The following is a 16,817-nucleotide window of genomic DNA, read 5'->3' on the forward strand; positions in this document are numbered from 1 at the left end:
CCGGCGGCTGGCGTCCTGAGGTTCTGGTCATCCCGCACCTCCTCACAGGCACAGAAGACCCCCACCACCGCACTCTATCAGACAGCCGGCTTTGCCGTCCTAGTTTTTTTTGGATTTTGTCGGCTTCAACGCTTCTGCGCTTACATCCGTTTGGCTAAAAGACATCGAAAGTCTGATCGAAAGCAGCCTTTCAATCCTCGTACGCAGTGACGGGCATGATGCTGATTGCCGAGTTGCCGGGAAGATTGCATCACTTTCGGCTGTGTACATGACTGTTCAAAGGGCCTTTGCAGCAGAGGGCTCTCCCGTTACGCTCTTGATTAAACTCAAGGAGCGGGGCGTTCATGACCGGATATGGAGATACCTACTACGCCCGCACGCTCGCTGATGGGTCGCAGCGGCCTTCTCTCAAGGGAGCAGTGACCTCCGACGTAGCTGTCGTCGGCGGTGGTCTCGCGGGTCTTACGGCGGCACTCGATCTGGCACGGGCAGGGCGCTCCGTGGTGGTTCTGGAGGCTGAAAAGGTCGGCTGGGGCGCGTCCGGACGGAACGGGGGCTTTGTCGGGCCCGGATATGCGACGGGTCATGCCAATATTGCACGCATGGTGGGGCAAGAGAGGGCGCAGGTTCTGCACCGTCTCTCAATCGAGGGAGCCGGGATTGTCGAGGAGAATATCGACAGCCTTGCCATGAGCGGCAACAAGCGGGTCTACGGCAAGATGAGCGTGCTCCGGTATCATGATCCGGATAGTCTCGAGCGCCATTGCGAGATGATGCAGAGGGAGTTCGGCTACCATCTCGAAGTGATGCCGACCGATGCCGTGCGGGCCGTCCTGCGGTCGCCAAAATACTATCAGGCGGTTTACGACCCGGCGAGCTTTCACTTTCACCCTCTCAACTATGCGCGCTCTCTGGCACAGGCCATCGAGGCCCTGGGCGGACGGATCTTCGAGAAGTCCCGCGTTACGGGATGCGATCTCGACCAGGCGGAGAAAACCGTCAGGACGGCGCAGGGTGAGGTGAAGGCGCGAGACGTGGTCTTGGCCGGAGGAGGGTATACGGACGCTCTGGTGCCCCGCTTGCGCCGAAGCATCCTGCCGATTGCAACTTACGTGCTCCTGACGGAGGAGGCCCCCGAGAAGCTCGCGGAGGCCGTGCGCACGCCTATGGCGGTCAGCGACAACAGGCGTGCCGGAGACTATTACCGCCTGGTCGACGATGGACGGCGCCTTCTCTGGGGCGGCCGGATCACGACGCGCACCACCGAACCCCGCCGTCTTGCAGAGATGATGCAAAGGACGATGGTCTCCACTTATCCTCAGCTCAACGGCGTTCGCGTCGACACGGCATGGTCCGGCCTCATGGCCTATGCCCGTCACCTGATGCCGCTCATCGGGCAGCTTCAGCCTGGGGTGTGGTATGTGTTCGGCTTTGGCGGGCGCGGCATGAACACGACGGCCATCGGAGGGCGCGTGATCGCGGAGGGGATCCTGGGATCTAGCGACCGCTACCGGCTCTATGAACCCTTCGGCCTCACATGGAACGGCGGTCCGTTCGGCGTCGCCGCAGCGCAGCTCACCTACTGGACCTACCAAGCCATGGATCTCGCCAAGGAGCGTCGTGCCTCCCGAGCGGCCTGACAAGGATCTCGGCTTTGGCAGGGGGCTCTAGTCGTAGCCGAGACGCATGCGGCGCTCCAGGAACCGGCTGTAGGCGCCCATCCCGTAAGAGAAAACCAGGAACACGACGGCTGCAAAGACGTAGCCTTCCAGCACGGCGATACCTACCCAGTTGGGATCCGTCATCGCCGTGCGCACGGTGGAGAGAAAATCCAGAAGGCCGATGATCGTGACAAGGGTCGTATCCTGAAAGAAGCCGATGGAAATGTTCACCAGCGGCGGGATCGCGATCTTCAGGGCCTGAGGCAGAACAACGAAACGCATGGACTGCCAGTAATGCAGTCCCATGGCGCTGGCGGCTTCATGCTGCCCCCGTGGAATCGCCTGCAGCCCGCCGCGCACGGCCTCTGCGATATAGGCGGCGGCGAAGATGATGATCGCGATCTGGGCCCGCAGCAGCTTGTCGACAGTGATCCCGCTCGGCATGAAGAGCGGCAGCATGACCGATGCCATGAACAGGATGCTGATGAGCGGCACGCCTCGGACCACCTCGATGAACACGATGGCGATCACCCGGATGGCGGGAAGCTTCGAGGAGCGTGCCAATGCCAGCACGACGCCGAGAGGAAAGCCGAGGGCCAGGCCGACAGCCGAGAGCAGGAACGAGAGCGGCAGGCCGCTCCATTGCGTTGTGGGCACATAGGAGAGGCCGAACACCCCGCCGCTGATCAGCACTCCCGTCGCCGCAATGACAAAGGCCCAGAGAACGAGGAGCTTGCCGGTCCAGAAGCGCGGGATCATGGAGATCGCAATCGCGCCGAGAAAAAGGATCATCGCGAGCGCAACGCGCCAATGCTCGTCGTAAGGGTAGACGCCGAAGATCATGAAGCGGATCTTGGCTTCATAGTAAGGCCAGCAGGCACCTTGACCCACTTTGCAGGCCTGGGCGCCTCCTTCAGTCACGGCCCGGGTCACGAGCCAGCCCCAGGCGCCCTTGACTCCGAGCCACATGACCCAGAGGCAAACCAGTGTGATCACCGCATTGACCGGGGTGCCGATGAGGGGCTTGAGCGTGCGATGGAACAGGCGGCGTTCCACGCTCGGGTCGCGCTGAACCGGCATCTTCAATTGCGCTTCGGCAATGTCGGTTGCAGTCGTCATAACCTAGCGCTCCTTCAGCGCGACGCGGCTGTTGTACCAGTTCATGAACAGGGAGATCGCAATCGACAGGCCAAGATAGACCAGCATGAAGATCGCAATGCCTTCGATCGCCTGCCCGGTCTGGTTCATGGTCGTGTTCGAGACCATCACGAGATCCGGGTATCCGATCGCGATGGCGAGCGACGAGTTCTTGAACAGGCTCAGGTAACTGCTGGTGAGCGGAGGAATGATGACCCGCAGCGCCTGGGGAAGAACGACGAGCCGCATGGTCAGGCCGTCCCTCAGACCCAAAGCACGCGACGCCTCCCATTGCCCCTTGCGCACCGACAGGATGCCGCTTCGCACGATCTCGGCGATGCCGGCCGAGGCGGAGAGGGCGAGACCGACCAAGAGGGCCGTGAATTCCGGAGTGAGCTGCGAACCGCCGGTCAGGCGGAAACGCCCTTTCTCGGGTATGCTGACAGTGAATTCAGGCTGCAGGATCAGCAACGCGAGAACTGGCGGTATCAGGAGAGCAGAGGCAACCCATGGCCACGTGGCTCGCGCCCTGCCGGTTCTGATGCGCTCTGCGGTCATGCGGCGGTGAACGGCAACCGCAAGAACTCCCCCGAGAACCAGCGCGGCGAAGATGATCGTATGAGCACGGGTCCAGACCAGGGAAGGCACCGTCAGTCCGCTATTGCTCACGAACACGTGGGGAAGAACCTCCCATGCCTCCCGGACCGCCGGCAGGCCGGTGACGATCAGGGCATACCAGAGGAAGAGATAGAGGAGGAGAGGAACGTTCCGCAGCGCCTCCACGTAGACGAAGGCGAGGAGGGCGAGCAGCGGATTGCGTGACAGACGCGCGATGCCGACGACGAGGCCCAGGAGTGTCGCAAGCACGACGCTCCAGGCGGAAACCCAAATGGTGTTGACGATGCCTGCGAGGATGGCACGGCCATAGGTATCCGTCGGCTTGTAGTCGAGCATGGTCTGGCTGATGACAAAGCCTGCCTCACGGCTCAGGTACTCGAAGCCGGTGGCGATGTTCTGCTCTGCAAGCTTCTGCGAAACGTTCGAAAACAGATAGAGTCCTAGAAGGACGATGCTCCCGACAGCGAGAACCTGATAGAGAATGGCTCGGAAGCGAAGATTATAGAGAAGCCTCGTCCCGCTCATCGAATCTGCCCGCATGTCGATCCTTTCCGGGGAGCGCTGAAGAGGATACGGGCGGCCTTGCGGCCGCCCGCGGGTCTCAGATTAACGGAACGGCGGCGAGTAGAGCAGGCCACCTTTGTTCCAGAGCTCGTTCGGTCCGCGAGATAGGCCGAGACGTGTCTCAGGGCCGAGATTGCGCTCAAAGACTTCCGAGTAATTTCCAAGGGCCTTGATAACGTTGTAGCCCCACTTGTTGTCGAGACCGAGCATCTTTCCGAGGTCGCCGTTCACGCCGAGCATGCGCTGGACTTCTGGATCCTGGCTCTTGAGTTGCTCGTCCACATTGGCCTGGGTGATGCCCTTCTCCTCGGCGGCAATGAGAGCATAGACCGTCCAGCTCAGGATATCGCGCCAGTTCGGATCGTTCTGGCGAACGGTCGGAGCGAGCGGCTCCTTCGAGATCGTCTCCGGAAGGACCACATATTCCGAAGGATTGTTGGCGATCGCCCGCACAGAGGCGAGGTCCGACCGGTCCGAGGTGATGGCATCGCAGCGCCCGCTAAAGAATGCATTGCGCCATTCGTCGGAATTCTCGAACACCACGGATTCATATTTGATGTTCTTTGGCCGAAAGAAATCCTCCAGATTCTGGAGTGTGGTCGTGCCGGGCAGGAGACAGATCGCGGCATCGGCAAGTTCGCTGGCGCTCTTCACATTGAGCTTGGTCGACACCATCAACCCCTGGCCGTCGTAGAACACCACGGGGCCGAAATCGAGACCGAGGGACGCGTCGCGCGAAAAGCTCCAGGTGTTCTGGCGGGACAGCACGTCGACTTCACCGGATTGCACGGCCTGGAAGCGAACGTTCGTATTGAGCGGGACGAATTCGACCTTGTCGGGATCGGCGAAGATCGCCGCCGACATGGCACGGCAGACATCGACGTCGAAGCCGCGCCGGGCGCCCTTGTCGTCGGCATAGGAGAAGCCGGGAGAGACGGGCGAGACGCCGCAAAGGATCTTGCCGCGCTTCTTGACCGTGTCGAGGGTGGCCTGCGCAGAAGCCGGCGTGGCCGAGACAGCGGCAACACCGGCGATGAGGCCCATCGCGAGCAAACGGGTCAAAGATCTGGATTGTGTCATTGTATTCCCTCTTTCCGTGCGCCTTATCCGGCCGCTACCCTTCAAAGCTAGACCCTAAACAACCGAGGTTTCAAGGGTAGAATTTCCCAACGTCAGGCATTCCGGAACTTGCCGGTTGACCAAAAGGGATGCACAGTCGCGTTCCTTCCGCGGTAAGTCTTGCCGCTGCTCATCGTTCGCGAGTTGTCATGCCGATCCTGCCCAAAGCCGATATCGTCCTCACCAACGGCCGCGTCTTTCGTGGCCTTGCGGAACAGGTGACCGAAGCGGTCGCCCTCTGGGCCGGGCAGGTTCTGGCGGCGGGGTCGGCATCCGACATGGAGCCCCTCATCGGGCCGCGAACACGTGTGATCGATCTCGCCGGCCGCCTTGCCACCCCGGGATTGTGCGACTCGCACATGCATCTTCTCCCTTATGGTGTCATCATGGGACACGTGGATGTGCGCGCTGCCTCCGCGCCCACTCTTGCGGCATTGCTCGAAAGGGTTAGGCAGCGCGCCTCGGTTACGCCACCCGGCCAGTGGATCCAGGGACGCGGATACGATCAGTTCGAGCTCGACGTCAGGCGTCATCCCCTTCGCGAGGAACTCGATGCCGTTGCGCCCGATCATCCCGTTGCAATCGTGAGAGCCTGCGGTCACGTGACGATCTGCAACTCAAAGGCGCTCGAACTGGCAGGAATCGACGAACGGACTCCCGTTCCGCAGGGCGGCGCCATCGAGCAGCGGGACGGGCGTCTGACGGGCCTGCTGGCCGAAACAGGACGCGACCGTCTCAAGGCCGTTCTGCCGGAGCCGACGGATGAGGAGCTCGTTCAGGCCATCGACGATGCCGGCCGCGCATGCCTGTCTTACGGGATCACCAGCGTCATGGATGCGGGCGTCGGCATGAGGGCAGGCTACCGCGAGGTCGCGGCCTACCGCACTGCTCAGCGCCTCGGCCGCCTGCCGGTGCGGACGACGCAGTGCCTGCTTGGAGGTCCGGGCGGCATCCTGGAGCAGGCCTATGCGGACGGCGTGGTGACGGGCGTGGGCGACTCCATGCTGCGTGTCGGTCCCGTGAAGATCTTCACCGATGGCAGCGCCGGCGGCCGGACGGCCGCCATGAGCGAACCTTATGTCGGAGAACCGAAGACCACCGGCTTGATGCTCCTGCACGACAACGAGATGAACGACCTCGTGCATGACTATCACGCGAAGGGCTATCAACTGGCCGTTCACGCCATCGGGGATGCAGCCATCGAGCAGACCCTGAATGCCTTTGAGCGCGCTCTTCAAGCCATGCCGGATCCTGATCGCCGCCACCGGATCGAGCACGCAGGCTATGCAAGGACGGACCAGAACGCCCGCATGAAGCGCCTAGGCGTTCAACCGGTGCCGCAGCCTGTGTTCATCTACGATTTCGGGGACCTGTACGTTTCCGTCGTAGGCGAGGAGCGGGCAAAGCCATCCTATCCGCTCAAGACCTGGATCGATCTCGGCTTCAAACCTGCCGCCGGCAGCGATGCGCCGGTCTGCGACATCAATCCATTCCCGAACTTCTTCTCGATGCTCACCCGCAAGACGTCCCATGGCACCGTCATGGACGAGCGGGAGGTGGTTTCAATCGAGCAGGCCATCACTGCCTTCACGGAGTTCGGCGCCTACGTGAACAAGGCCGAGCATGAATGGGGCCGCCTCATGCCGGGCCTCGCGGCGGATGTGGCAGTGTTCTCGCGCGATCTCCTGACGGCCTCACCCGAGGAGATCCTTCACGACACCCGCTGCGACCTCACGATTCGCGGGGGCGAAATCGTGTTCGATCGCCACGGAGAGGCCGCCCGCTGACGCGACCTGTTTCGAAAGCTGCTGCCCTGACAAAGCAAAAGGCCCCGGGAGATCCCGGGGCCTTTCTGGTGTTGTGAGCCTGCCTCTTAATTGCGGATCGGGAAAACGCGTGGGCTCAATTCTTCGAGGGTCCGTCCCGCCCAGTCGCGCTGGGACGCCGATGCGATCGCTTCGGCTTGTCCCCGGCGCAGCATCTCGATGTCGTCGCTGATGTCGAAGTCCAGAACCTCACCATCGCGGACAACTTGGCGACCGTCGACATAGACGTCCCTGATGGCTCTGTCGTTGGCCGAGTACACGAGGCTGCGGATGGGCTCGTAGTCGGGCTGCATGTAGGGATTGCTCATATCGACGACCGAGAAATCCGCCTTGCAGCCGGGAGCAAGGCGGCCCAGGTCCGGGCGGCGGATCATGTCCGCGCCGACGGCCGTGGCCGCCATGAACGCATCTCGCGTGGTCGCAGCCGTGAAGCTGCACGCGATGATCCGGCCCGCGTAGCAGGCCATGCGCAGTTCATCGAGCATGTTGTGAGGGAAGCTGTCCGTGCCGATGCCGCAGCGGATGCCCGCCTTCATATAGCGGCTCAGGGTGTTCAGGGCGATGCCGCGCCGGGCGAAGACCACGGGGCAATGTGCGACCTGCGCGCCGCTGTCCCGCAGGCGCTCGAAATCGTTGGCATGTGGCCAGTGCAGCCAGGGATGGTCGTTCAGGAAGATGCAGTGGCCGATGATCGTGTCAGGCCCGAGCGCACCGATCTTGTCGAGCCATTCGATGGGCGTGCAGCCATAGCGCCGCATGATCTCCTGAAATTCTACAATGCTCTGAGCGGCATGGATTTGGATCGGCTGACCTCGCTCGCGCGCCGCATCGAGCGCATCGCGAATCTGCCCCTCCGTGCAGGTATCGATCTGGGCGGGGCCGATAAAGCCCGTGATGCGCCCGCTCGGATGCTTCGAGGCTGCATCGGCGATGTCGATCGCCTCGCGCAGCAAACGGTCTCCGGTGGCCGGATCGAGGCTGTATTCAACCGAGTGGCCGTTGGTTGTTTTCCAAGGGCCAGACCGGAACATCCCCCAGAGGACAGCGCGGATGCCTGTTTCCGCATATTCGTCAGCCCAGGTCTCGCGTGGCCTGCCGAGATCGCAGATGGTCGTGACGCCGCTCTTCAGGAGTTCGGATGCAGACACGCGAAGCGCAGGGCGCGTGTATTCCGGGCCGATCTGGAACACCGGCATGAACTCGTAGAGAGAGCTCTGGCCGAGGCGCGGGCTGCCCAACTCCTCCAGCATGCCCTTCCATCCGGGCTCATGGCCGGGATGGCTGTGGATGTCCACGAAGCCGGGGATGATCATCATGCGGCTGGCATCGATCTCCGCATCGGCCGAGCCGGAATACCCGCTCCCCACATGGAGGATGTCCGCGCTCTGGATCACGAAATCGGCGTTGCGTAGATAGACATGGGATTGAGCCGCCTCGTCCCAGGCGACGATCCAGTCGCAATTCCGGAAAAGGGTCGTCTTGGCGACGGCGCCGGTCATTTCAAACTCCATAGAAAGAGGGAAGGCCGATCAGAAGGTGTAAGTGTCATCAAAGCGCAGGAGTTTGCGTGAGACGGACATGGCCGACCGCCATAGTAACGGCTGCCTGGGTCGGCTCAACAACGGGAATTCCAACAGCATCCTCCAGGGCGGCGCGATAGCGAGCCATTCCGGCACAGCCCATCACGAGGACGTCGGCTCCATGGGCAGTCTTCAGCGTGCGGCCGACCTCGATCATCCGGCTCAGGGTCTTTCCCTCGTCGGACAAGTCGCCGACGCCCAGCCCGATCGGGAGGTCGGCCGCGAAGCGATCCATGACGCCCATCGCGCCGAAATAGCGCAGATGCCTTGGAACGGAGGCTGGCAGAATGGCGATGACCCCGAACCGCTGCCCGAGCGTGAGTGCCGTCAGCACGCCGCATTCGGCAATCCCGAAGACGCGACGGCGGCTCTGCTCGCGCAAGGCATGGAGGCCCGGATCCGAGAAGCATGCGATCACGAAGGCGCCTGCGCTCTCCTCTAGCTCGGACGCCTTGCGCAGCATCGGCATGATGACGCCATCGACGTCTCGTTGCGACTGGATGCCGGGCGGGCCTTCGGCCAGCGAGAGGCATACGATGCCTGGCCCATCGGCGCTGCGGAGAGGCGACACGGCCTTGTCGATTTCTGCCGTGACACTTTGAGAGGAATTCGGATTGATCACATAGACTGACGAACCCATGACGATCTTATCCTCGGCGGGCGAGCGGCAGGGAGTAGGGGACGAGAGTGGCGAGCGAGCGGCCTTGAGGATCGTCCTGCTCAGCTCGTCGGCAGGCGCGCCTTTGCGCATCCTGCAGTTCGCGAACGGCTCCATCGTAGTCCAGGTTGAGGACGCGATGGTCCTTCACGACGGCTTGACCGTCCACATAGACGTCGCGGATGGCCCGTTCTGCCGCGCAATGGATCAGGTTTCGCAGGGGATCGTGGACCGGCTGCATGGCGGGATGGCTCAGATCCACAAGGGTCAGGTCCGCCTTGGCGCCCTGCGCCAAACGTCCGATATCGCTGCGGCCAAGAGCTTTTGCTCCACCGGTCGTCGCGGCAGAAAACAGGCTGCCCGTGTCGAGATCGAAGACGCTGCGCCCGGCGACGCGCGAGCAGATCAGCGCCTCTCGAAGCTCCTCGAGCATGTTGAAAGGGTAACTGTCGGTGCCGATACCGACATTGACGCCCGCGCGCTGATAGGCGCCGAGGCTTTCCAGCGTCATGCCGCTGCGCGCGAAGGTGACGGGGCAATGGGCCACCGAGGTGCCGCTCCTGGCAAGTCGAGCAAGGTCGTCCCGGCTGCGCTGCCGGGTCCAGGAATGATGGTCGAGGAAAATGCAATGTCCGAGGATCAGATCAGGCCCCAAGACGCCGAGGCGCTCCAGCATGACGGGCGCCGTCTCTCCCGTCCGCCGAAGCAGTTCCTCGTGCTCGGCCATGGTCTGCGCCGCATGGATGGTGATCCGCATCCCGCGACGGCGCGCCTCAGTTACCGCATCGACGATCAGTTCTTCCGAGCAGGTCTCGATCTGCGACGGTGCAATCACACCGTCGATGCGGCCGCTGGGGTGAGCGCGCGCCTCGTCCACAAAGGCGAGTGCTTCCGCATAGCGCTCCCGTCCTCGCGCCTCGTTCCATTCGAAGTCGAGACGATGGCTGCCGGCCATGCGCCATTGCGCCTCGCGGAAGCCGGGAGCGAGATAGGCCCGCAATCCGCTTTGGACCGCCAGGGCGAGCCATTGCGCATGGGGCGATGCGATGTCGAGATGCGTGGTGACGCCGCTGCGCATCAGGTCGCCCAGCATGATCGTCTGGCACGCGGCCTTGGCATCCTCATCGGAGTCGATCAGAGCCGAATACTCATAGAGCGCATTGCCCCAGAGCGCCGCGGTGCCGACATCCTCGAACAGGCCTTTGGCGATAGGCTCGTCCCCGGAATGGCAGTGAACGTTCACGAAGCCGGGCATCACCATCATGGAGGCGCCGGCAACTTCCTCGTCGGCACGATCTTTGTAGGCGGGGCCCACATACAGAACTCCCGCCTTGGAGAAAGCCACGTCGGCATCCTGCATGTAGACGTGCTGCGAGGCGCCTTCGTCCCAGGCAACCACCCAGGCGGCCCTTCGAATAACCGTTACCGTGTCAGTCATGTTATCGGGCACCGATGCGGAGAGATGAATGCTCATGGGCCGGAAGGCCGTTTGAGTTTGATGGGGAGATCACAGGAGGTGAGCTCCGAAATTGGTTTCCGGATTGAATTCCGGGCTCAGGCGTCCGGTCGGGCGCATTGAGGCGGCCCGCTCGCGCAACTGCAGCTGGCCCGATCCAGGCGCAGCCTGGAGCATTCCGTCCGCAATGATCACCTCACCCCGGCGCAGAACAGTCTCCGGCCAGCCCCGCAGGGTGAGGCCGGCGAAGGGATTGTAGCCGACATTGTCGTGCAGCCCGTCGTCGGTGAGCACAACCTCCCGGTCCGGGTTCCAGATTGCGATATCGGCATCGGCTCCGACAGCGATGGCGCCCTTGCGTGGGTGAAGGCCGTAGATCTTCGCCGGTGCCGTCGCCGTCAGCTCGACGAATTTTTCCAGGCTCGACCTCCCCTGGCTCACCATGGCGTCGAACAAAAGCGGCAGGCGCGTCTCGAGGCCGGGAAGGCCGTTGGCGATCTGCTTGAAGTCGGAGTTTGGACCAGCGGAAAGCTTGCCGCTTTCGTCGTACCTATAGGGCGCATGGTCGGAGGAGACGACCTGAAGGTCGCCGAGCTCGAGCGCGTGCCACAATGCGTTCTGATCCTCCGTCGAGCGGGGCGGAGGGCTGCACATCCACTTGGCGCCCTCCAAACCCGGCCGGTCCAGATCCTGCGCTCTCAGGAACAGGTATTGCGGGCATGTTTCAGCGAAGACTTTGATGCCCTCGCCGCGCGCGCGCCGGATGACGGCAGCGCCTTCGGCGGTGGAGACATGGAACAGCATGATGGGCTGATCAAGCAGCTGGGAGAAGCGGATGAGACGCTCGAACGCCTCGATCTCGCACACCCGCGGATGGCTCACACCGTGAAATTTGGGCTCGATATAGCCGCGGGACACGAGCCTGTCGGCCATCCACTTGATCATCCCGTGGTTCTCGGCATGGGCGCAGACCAGGGCGCCGTGCTTACGGGCCACCATCATCACGTCCAGAACCTGCTCGTCGAGAAGGCGAACGCGATCGTAGGTCATGAAGATCTTGATCGACCGGTGGCCGGCCCCAATCAGCTCCGGCAGGTCACGTTCCAGCGTTTCCGGGGTGGGATCGGAAATCCAGAGATGAAAGGCATAGTCTGTCACGGCGCCGGACGAAGCAAGGCGCGAGTAGTTCTCGACAACGCCGCGTAGGCTGTCGCCCCGATGCTGGGCTGCGAAGGAGATGACCGTGGTCGTGCCGCCAAAGGCAGCAGACCGGGTCGCCGTCTCAAAGGTGTCGGCATTCATCAGCCCGCCGCCCGAGAGCTGCTGGATGTGGCAATGCGCATCCACGCCGCCGGGAAGAATGAGCTTGCCCGTGGCGTCGATGGTATGCCGACCGGGCGGAAAGTTGCGGCCAAGCGCGACGATCTGGCTGCCTTGAACAGCGACATCGGTGACCGAGACGCCTTCGGTAGTCGCAAGGCTTCCGCCTTTGATGACCAGATCGTACACGGTCAGTCGCTCCCCGGACCTTGAGACTAAGCTATGGCTCAATTTGTCCTCTGCGAGCAATTTAGGCAGATGGGTTGAAGCTGAGCAAGGGGGGAGCCATGAGTTCGGAGCTTCTTCTCGAATTCATCCTTCGCCTAAAGTTCTGGTCGCCAAGCTATCTCGGGCGCATTCCGGCATGACACTGTCCGCTTGGGTCATATGGATAATGTTACTACAAGCGTTGGGACTGAGTGATCGGCTGAGACGGCGAAGAAGGGTAGTGAAAAGCCAAGACCGGAGTGGAGCTGCGTCAGTACAAGTCGCCTGAGAGCCGATGCCGAGAATCGCCAGGATATCGGCGGGCTTGACCGACGGAAAGACGATGGTTGTGAGGACCAGCAGGCCATTGCGACGATGGACGACCGAACAAAGCCGGCAAGATGGGCGGCGAGATCCGAAGGCTTCTGAAACAGGTCATACCGGGGATGAACTCGGCTGCGAACCAAAGCTTGGAAAAGTTGGTATGACAGCGTTCCCGTGAATTGCCACTCCAAACGTGCTTGAGGTGGAAGCACACAACGCTGCTAGCGCGCAGCCTCCCGTATTCCAAAAGCCGAAAAGCAAACGAATAATCTGCTACTATGCCACTTGCTGAATTAACTTCTGATAGAGCTTGGTGAAATTCACTCATCAGATCGGGAGCATCCATCAATAGCTGCTGGTCGATCGCCTGAACAAAATCCTCGAAATCATCTACCTTAAAGTCAAATGGCATCTTATAACACGAAAACGATGGCCCGCTCCATCGCCAGATTTCAAGATGATCATTTGAACACTTGCCACATTGCCGGGCCAATAGCGTGTACTCTCGATCATCTATATTAATTGATTTTATGATCTCCGGTGAGCTTATTTATTATTAGACATCATTTGCGCTCCAGGAAATTTGCTAATGTTTGCTTAGGTATTGGCTTACAACTGATGAGAGTATCATAACCTTGATTTGCCAGTTGGATCATAAATCTTTATGAATATTTTCACCAGCCCGGCCTGACTCATCAGTTTCCACCTATGTATCCGCCCCCAATCAGGAAACAGGGCAAACGCTCAACTGTTCTCATTTTGTTCTTGTCAATCCTCCTAACTTCGGCTATATCATTGCCTTAGACCTGCCTCTGTTGAGGGGCGCGCTCGCGAGGCGTCGCAGTGTGGAGGCAGGCACGGTCTCGCAGGCTTGCCTCGCAAGCGGGTCTGGCGGGAGGCCCAGGCTGTGGGCCGGTGGTCGGAATCGGTCTCAGGCCCCCGTCGAGCAGACGGACCCCGCCTGAGGCGGTCACCGGGCTGGTCTCGCCTGAACGCCTAAAGAAGCCGTGCGCGAAGAGGCATTCCGGCTCTTCCCTTTCACCATTCATCATCGAGCCGGGCTGCCTGTCGCGCCACCCTCGATTGCCTCAAAGGCTCGGAGCCGAAACGGCTCCGGAGCCCGCAAGGTCATGCCTTGTTCTCCATCACTTCCATTCAGCTCTTTCATGCACGAGGTTTCATCATGAGCCGTGTTCGCACCATCCTGTCCCGCATGCCCGATGCCGACGATGTTCTGAGGCGTCTCGCCGACGTGATCCGGGTGCCGTCCACCTTCCGCCGGCGCCGGTGCCGCGAGCAGGGCTGCTGCCAGGGCGGCTATGGCCCGCCATGCTATTTCGAAGACCGCAAGCGCTTCGCCGATGCGGTGCTGGAGGACATGCACGGGCACCGGGAGTTCTGGATCGCCCAGCGCACCAGCTTCGAGGCCGTGCTGCGTCGGTGAGGGCGGGGGCACATGCCCATCGTTCGCTTACCCGTCCAACAAAAAAGCCCCTCCGTTGCCGGAGGGGCCTGTCTCCCTGCGCGATGGTAGGTTCAGTAAGCGATCACGAAGTCGTCGTGAACGAGTTTGACCTTGTTCGCGATCGTCGCAAACTTGATCTGCGCCGTGCCGCCGATGCCGTCCTTGTCGGAGTAGAGCGAGCCGGTTTTCTTGTCGTAGATGATCCGGTCGTCCTTATCGTGGGCTTTCTTGCCCGCGTAGAAGGCTGCTTCCTTCAGCTCAAGGCCCGCCTTGCCGGCTCTGCCGAAAATGGAGCGGGCCAGCTCGATCACGTCGACGCCGGACTTGAAGTCCATGATCTTGTCGACATTGGTCTTGGCGTTGAGCCGGGTGTCGAAGCGGAAGTGGTCCGAGCCGGCGCCGCCGTAGAGCCTGTCGTTGCCTGCGCCACCCATGATGGCGTCATTGCCGCCATAGCCATAGATGGTGTCGTTGCCGCCGAAGCCCGGAATGCCGTTGACGCCGCTGTCGCCCTTGAGCACGTCGTTGCCAGGGGTGCCGATGGGCGGAAGCGCGAAGGCGGCTGCGCCCCACAGGGTGGTGTTCTGCTCGTCCACGGCCGGCATGGTCCAACCGGTGCGCGAGGTGGTCCTGGTGCTCATGTCATGGTCCTCCAAATTTGGTCTGCCCGAATTCGAATCGGTTTGAATGAAAACAGACGCTGATTAACAGAATGCTATTACCTAACGAAAGATATGTGTCCAGGCGCACAGAGGAACCGATTGACACAGGGGGCGCCAGCTTCGAGCCTGGGGGATCACGGAACCCCCAGGCAGGAGCCCAAGGCCCATGAACCTGCACGAAATGCTTCGCCAGCGCTCCGACACCGGCCAGCCCGTTCGCGTGGCCCTGATCGGGGCGGGAAAATTCGGCTCCATGTTTCTCGCCCAGGTGCCGACCATTGCCGGGCTTGAGGTCGCGGTGATCGCGGATCTCGACCCGGACCGGGCCAGGGAGGCCTGCCGCAACGTCGGCTGGGACGAGGCGCGGATCGCCGGTACGCGCTTCGCGGCCGACGGGCTCGACGCCTGTCGGGCGGACGGCGTCGAGGTGGTGATCGAGGCGACCGGCCACCCGGAGGCCGGCATCCGCCATGCGCTTGCCGCCATCGAGGCAGGCCGGCACATCGTCATGGTCAACGTGGAGGCGGATGTGCTGGCAGGACCCCTGCTGGCCGAGAAGGCGCGGGAACGGGGCGTGGTCTATTCCATGGCCTATGGCGACCAGCCGGCCCTGGTGGCCGAGATGGTTGACTGGGCTAGGGCTGCGGGCTTCACCGTGGCGGCGGCCGGCAAGGGCACAAAGTACCTGCCGCATTTCCATCAGGTCACGCCGGACGACGTCTGGACCCATTACGGCCTTACGCCCGACCAGGCCAAGGCCGGGGGCATGAACCCGCAGATGTTCAACTCGTTCCTGGACGGCACCAAATCGGCCATCGAAATGGCGGCCATCGCCAATGCCTGCGATCTCGGCGTGCCGGAGGAGGGCTTAAAATTTCCGCCCTGCGGGGTGGACGATCTCGCCCATGTGCTGCGGCCGAAGAGCGTCGGCGGGCAGCTCGACCGCGACGGCATGGTGGAGGTGGTGTCGTCCCTGGAGCGTGACGGCCGGCCGGTATTCCGCGACTTGCGCTGGGGCGTCTATGTGGTGCTGAAAGCCCCCAACGATTATGCCGCCGCCTGCTTCAGGCAATACGGCCTCCCCACCGACTTAACCGGCCGGTATGCCGCCATGCACAAGCCCTTCCATCTGATCGGCCTGGAGCTGTCGATCTCGGTGCTCAGCGCGGCCCTGCGCGGCGAGCCGACGGGCTCCACCCGCGCCTGGCGCGGCGATGCGGTGGCGGTCGCCAAGCGCGATCTGAAAGCGGGCGAGATGCTGGACGGGGAGGGCGGCTACACGGTCTATGGCCGGCTCGCGCCGGCGTCGCGGAGCAAGGCCGGGCGCATGCTGCCGATCGGGCTGGCGCACGGCGTGCGCCTGACCCGCGATGTCGCCGCGGGCGCCGTGGTGACGGAGGACGATGTGGCTTTGGATGCCGAGCGGCTCGCCGTCCGGGTGCGCCGGGAGATGGTGGGCCGCTTCGGCTGATTTAAGCCGGCGGCTGCGGCTCGATGACTTTGCCGTCTTGCGTGAAGTCGTAGATCTTGCCGGTCTCGGTCCACGAGGGCAGGGCGAGCTTCACGATGTGAGGGGCGAGCTCTTCCGGCGTCTTGAGGGTCAGCGGATCCTCGCCCGGCATGGCGGCGCGGCGCATGTTGGTGCGCAAGGGGCCGGGGTTGAGCAGCATGACCTTCACGGGCGTCGTCACCGTCTCGGCCGCATAGGTGCGCACCAGGGCCTCCAGCGCGGCCTTCGAGACCGCATAGACGCCCCAATAGGCCTTGTGCTTGTGGGCCGCACCCGAGGTGATGAAGATCGCGCGGCCGGCGTCGGAGGCGCGCAGCAGCGGATCGAGGGAGCGGATCAGGCGGTAATTGGCCGTCACGTTCACCGCCATCACCTCGTCCCACACCGGCTGGTCGATATGGGCGAGCGGCGCGAGCTCGCCGAGCTGGCCCGCATTGCCGAGCAGGATGTCGAGCTTGCCCCAGCGCTCGTGGATCGCCGCACCCAGACGGTCGAGGGCCTCGAGGTCCTTCAGGTTCACCGGCACCAGGGTGGCGGAGCCGCCCTTGGCGCGGATCTCGTCATCGAGGGATTCGAGCGCGCCTTGGGTGCGAGCAAGCGCAATCACATGGGCGCCGGCCTCCGCCAGGGCGAGCGCCGCCGCGCGGCCGATGCCGCGAGACGCGCCGGTGATGACCGCGACGCGGTTCTGAAGAGGCTTGTCCATGGTT

The 16,817-nt window shown here is 62.6% G+C and carries 13 protein-coding genes; 4 read left to right on the forward strand and 9 right to left on the reverse strand.

Going from position 1 to position 16,817, the window contains the following annotated elements; genetic code table 11:
• Window positions 1–344 precede the first annotated feature (344 nt).
• Entirely contained in the window at window positions 345–1,640 is a 1,296-nt protein-coding gene (locus JQC81_RS10110) for an NAD(P)/FAD-dependent oxidoreductase (RefSeq protein WP_203271697.1), read from the forward strand.
• A 27-nt stretch (window positions 1,641–1,667) separates the two neighbouring features.
• Here the strand turns inward: JQC81_RS10110 and JQC81_RS10115 are convergent, their stop codons facing one another.
• The 3 genes from JQC81_RS10115 to JQC81_RS10125 form a co-directional block, all read right to left on the reverse strand.
• Entirely contained in the window at window positions 1,668–2,780 is a 1,113-nt protein-coding gene (locus JQC81_RS10115) for an amino acid ABC transporter permease (protein WP_203271698.1), read from the reverse strand.
• A 3-nt stretch (window positions 2,781–2,783) separates the two neighbouring features.
• Window positions 2,784–3,956, reverse strand: a complete 1,173-nt coding sequence (locus JQC81_RS10120; protein WP_203271699.1) for an amino acid ABC transporter permease — start codon at window positions 3,954–3,956, stop codon at window positions 2,784–2,786.
• A gap of 66 nt (window positions 3,957–4,022) precedes the next feature.
• On the reverse strand, window positions 4,023–5,060 hold the full coding sequence (locus JQC81_RS10125; protein WP_203271700.1) for an amino acid ABC transporter substrate-binding protein: 1,038 nt from the start codon (window positions 5,058–5,060) through the stop codon (window positions 4,023–4,025).
• Between the two features lie 188 nt (window positions 5,061–5,248).
• On the opposite strand from JQC81_RS10125, the gene JQC81_RS10130 reads away from it, so the two are divergent.
• Window positions 5,249–6,886: an amidohydrolase gene (locus JQC81_RS10130; protein WP_203271701.1), complete on the forward strand. Its 1,638-nt coding sequence runs from the start codon at window positions 5,249–5,251 to the stop codon at window positions 6,884–6,886.
• Window positions 6,887–6,972: 86 nt separating this feature from the next.
• Here the strand turns inward: JQC81_RS10130 and JQC81_RS10135 are convergent, their stop codons facing one another.
• The 4 genes from JQC81_RS10135 to hydA all read right to left on the reverse strand — a co-directional run bounded on the left by JQC81_RS10135 (window position 6,973) and on the right by hydA (window position 12,134).
• The gene (locus tag JQC81_RS10135) at window positions 6,973–8,424 is read right to left on the reverse strand and encodes an amidohydrolase family protein (protein ID WP_203271702.1); all 1,452 of its coding nucleotides are present in this window, start codon (window positions 8,422–8,424) and stop codon (window positions 6,973–6,975) included.
• Between the two features lie 49 nt (window positions 8,425–8,473).
• Entirely contained in the window at window positions 8,474–9,145 is a 672-nt protein-coding gene (locus JQC81_RS10140; protein ID WP_203271703.1) for an aspartate/glutamate racemase family protein, read from the reverse strand.
• A 7-nt stretch (window positions 9,146–9,152) separates the two neighbouring features.
• The gene (locus tag JQC81_RS10145) at window positions 9,153–10,601 is read right to left on the reverse strand and encodes an amidohydrolase family protein (RefSeq protein WP_203271704.1); all 1,449 of its coding nucleotides are present in this window, start codon (window positions 10,599–10,601) and stop codon (window positions 9,153–9,155) included.
• 69 nt (window positions 10,602–10,670) lie between these two features.
• Window positions 10,671–12,134: a dihydropyrimidinase gene (gene hydA / locus JQC81_RS10150; protein WP_203271774.1), complete on the reverse strand. Its 1,464-nt coding sequence runs from the start codon at window positions 12,132–12,134 to the stop codon at window positions 10,671–10,673.
• Between the two features lie 1,519 nt (window positions 12,135–13,653).
• On the opposite strand from hydA, the gene JQC81_RS10155 reads away from it, so the two are divergent.
• Complete coding sequence (locus JQC81_RS10155) at window positions 13,654–13,914, forward strand: hypothetical protein (RefSeq protein WP_203271705.1); 261 nt, start codon at window positions 13,654–13,656, stop codon at window positions 13,912–13,914.
• A 92-nt stretch (window positions 13,915–14,006) separates the two neighbouring features.
• On the opposite strand, the gene JQC81_RS10160 is transcribed toward JQC81_RS10155, so the two are convergent.
• Window positions 14,007–14,576 (reverse strand): M10 family metallopeptidase C-terminal domain-containing protein, encoded by a 570-nt coding sequence (locus tag JQC81_RS10160; RefSeq protein WP_203271706.1) that lies wholly within the window; start codon window positions 14,574–14,576, stop codon window positions 14,007–14,009.
• Between the two features lie 187 nt (window positions 14,577–14,763).
• Here JQC81_RS10160 and JQC81_RS10165 point away from each other — a divergent pair, with 187 nt between their 5' ends.
• Window positions 14,764–16,068 (forward strand): NAD(P)H-dependent oxidoreductase, encoded by a 1,305-nt coding sequence (locus JQC81_RS10165; RefSeq protein ID WP_203271707.1) that lies wholly within the window; start codon window positions 14,764–14,766, stop codon window positions 16,066–16,068.
• 1 nt (window position 16,069) lies between these two features.
• Here JQC81_RS10165 and JQC81_RS10170 read toward each other — a convergent pair whose 3' ends face one another.
• Window positions 16,070–16,813, reverse strand: coding sequence for an SDR family NAD(P)-dependent oxidoreductase (locus JQC81_RS10170; RefSeq protein ID WP_203271708.1), 744 nt, complete (start codon window positions 16,811–16,813; stop codon window positions 16,070–16,072).
• Between the last annotated feature and the right edge of the window lie 4 nt (window positions 16,814–16,817).

This window comes from Microvirga arabica, from assembly GCF_016811235.1.
GTDB classification, from domain to species: domain Bacteria; phylum Pseudomonadota; class Alphaproteobacteria; order Rhizobiales; family Beijerinckiaceae; genus Microvirga; species Microvirga arabica.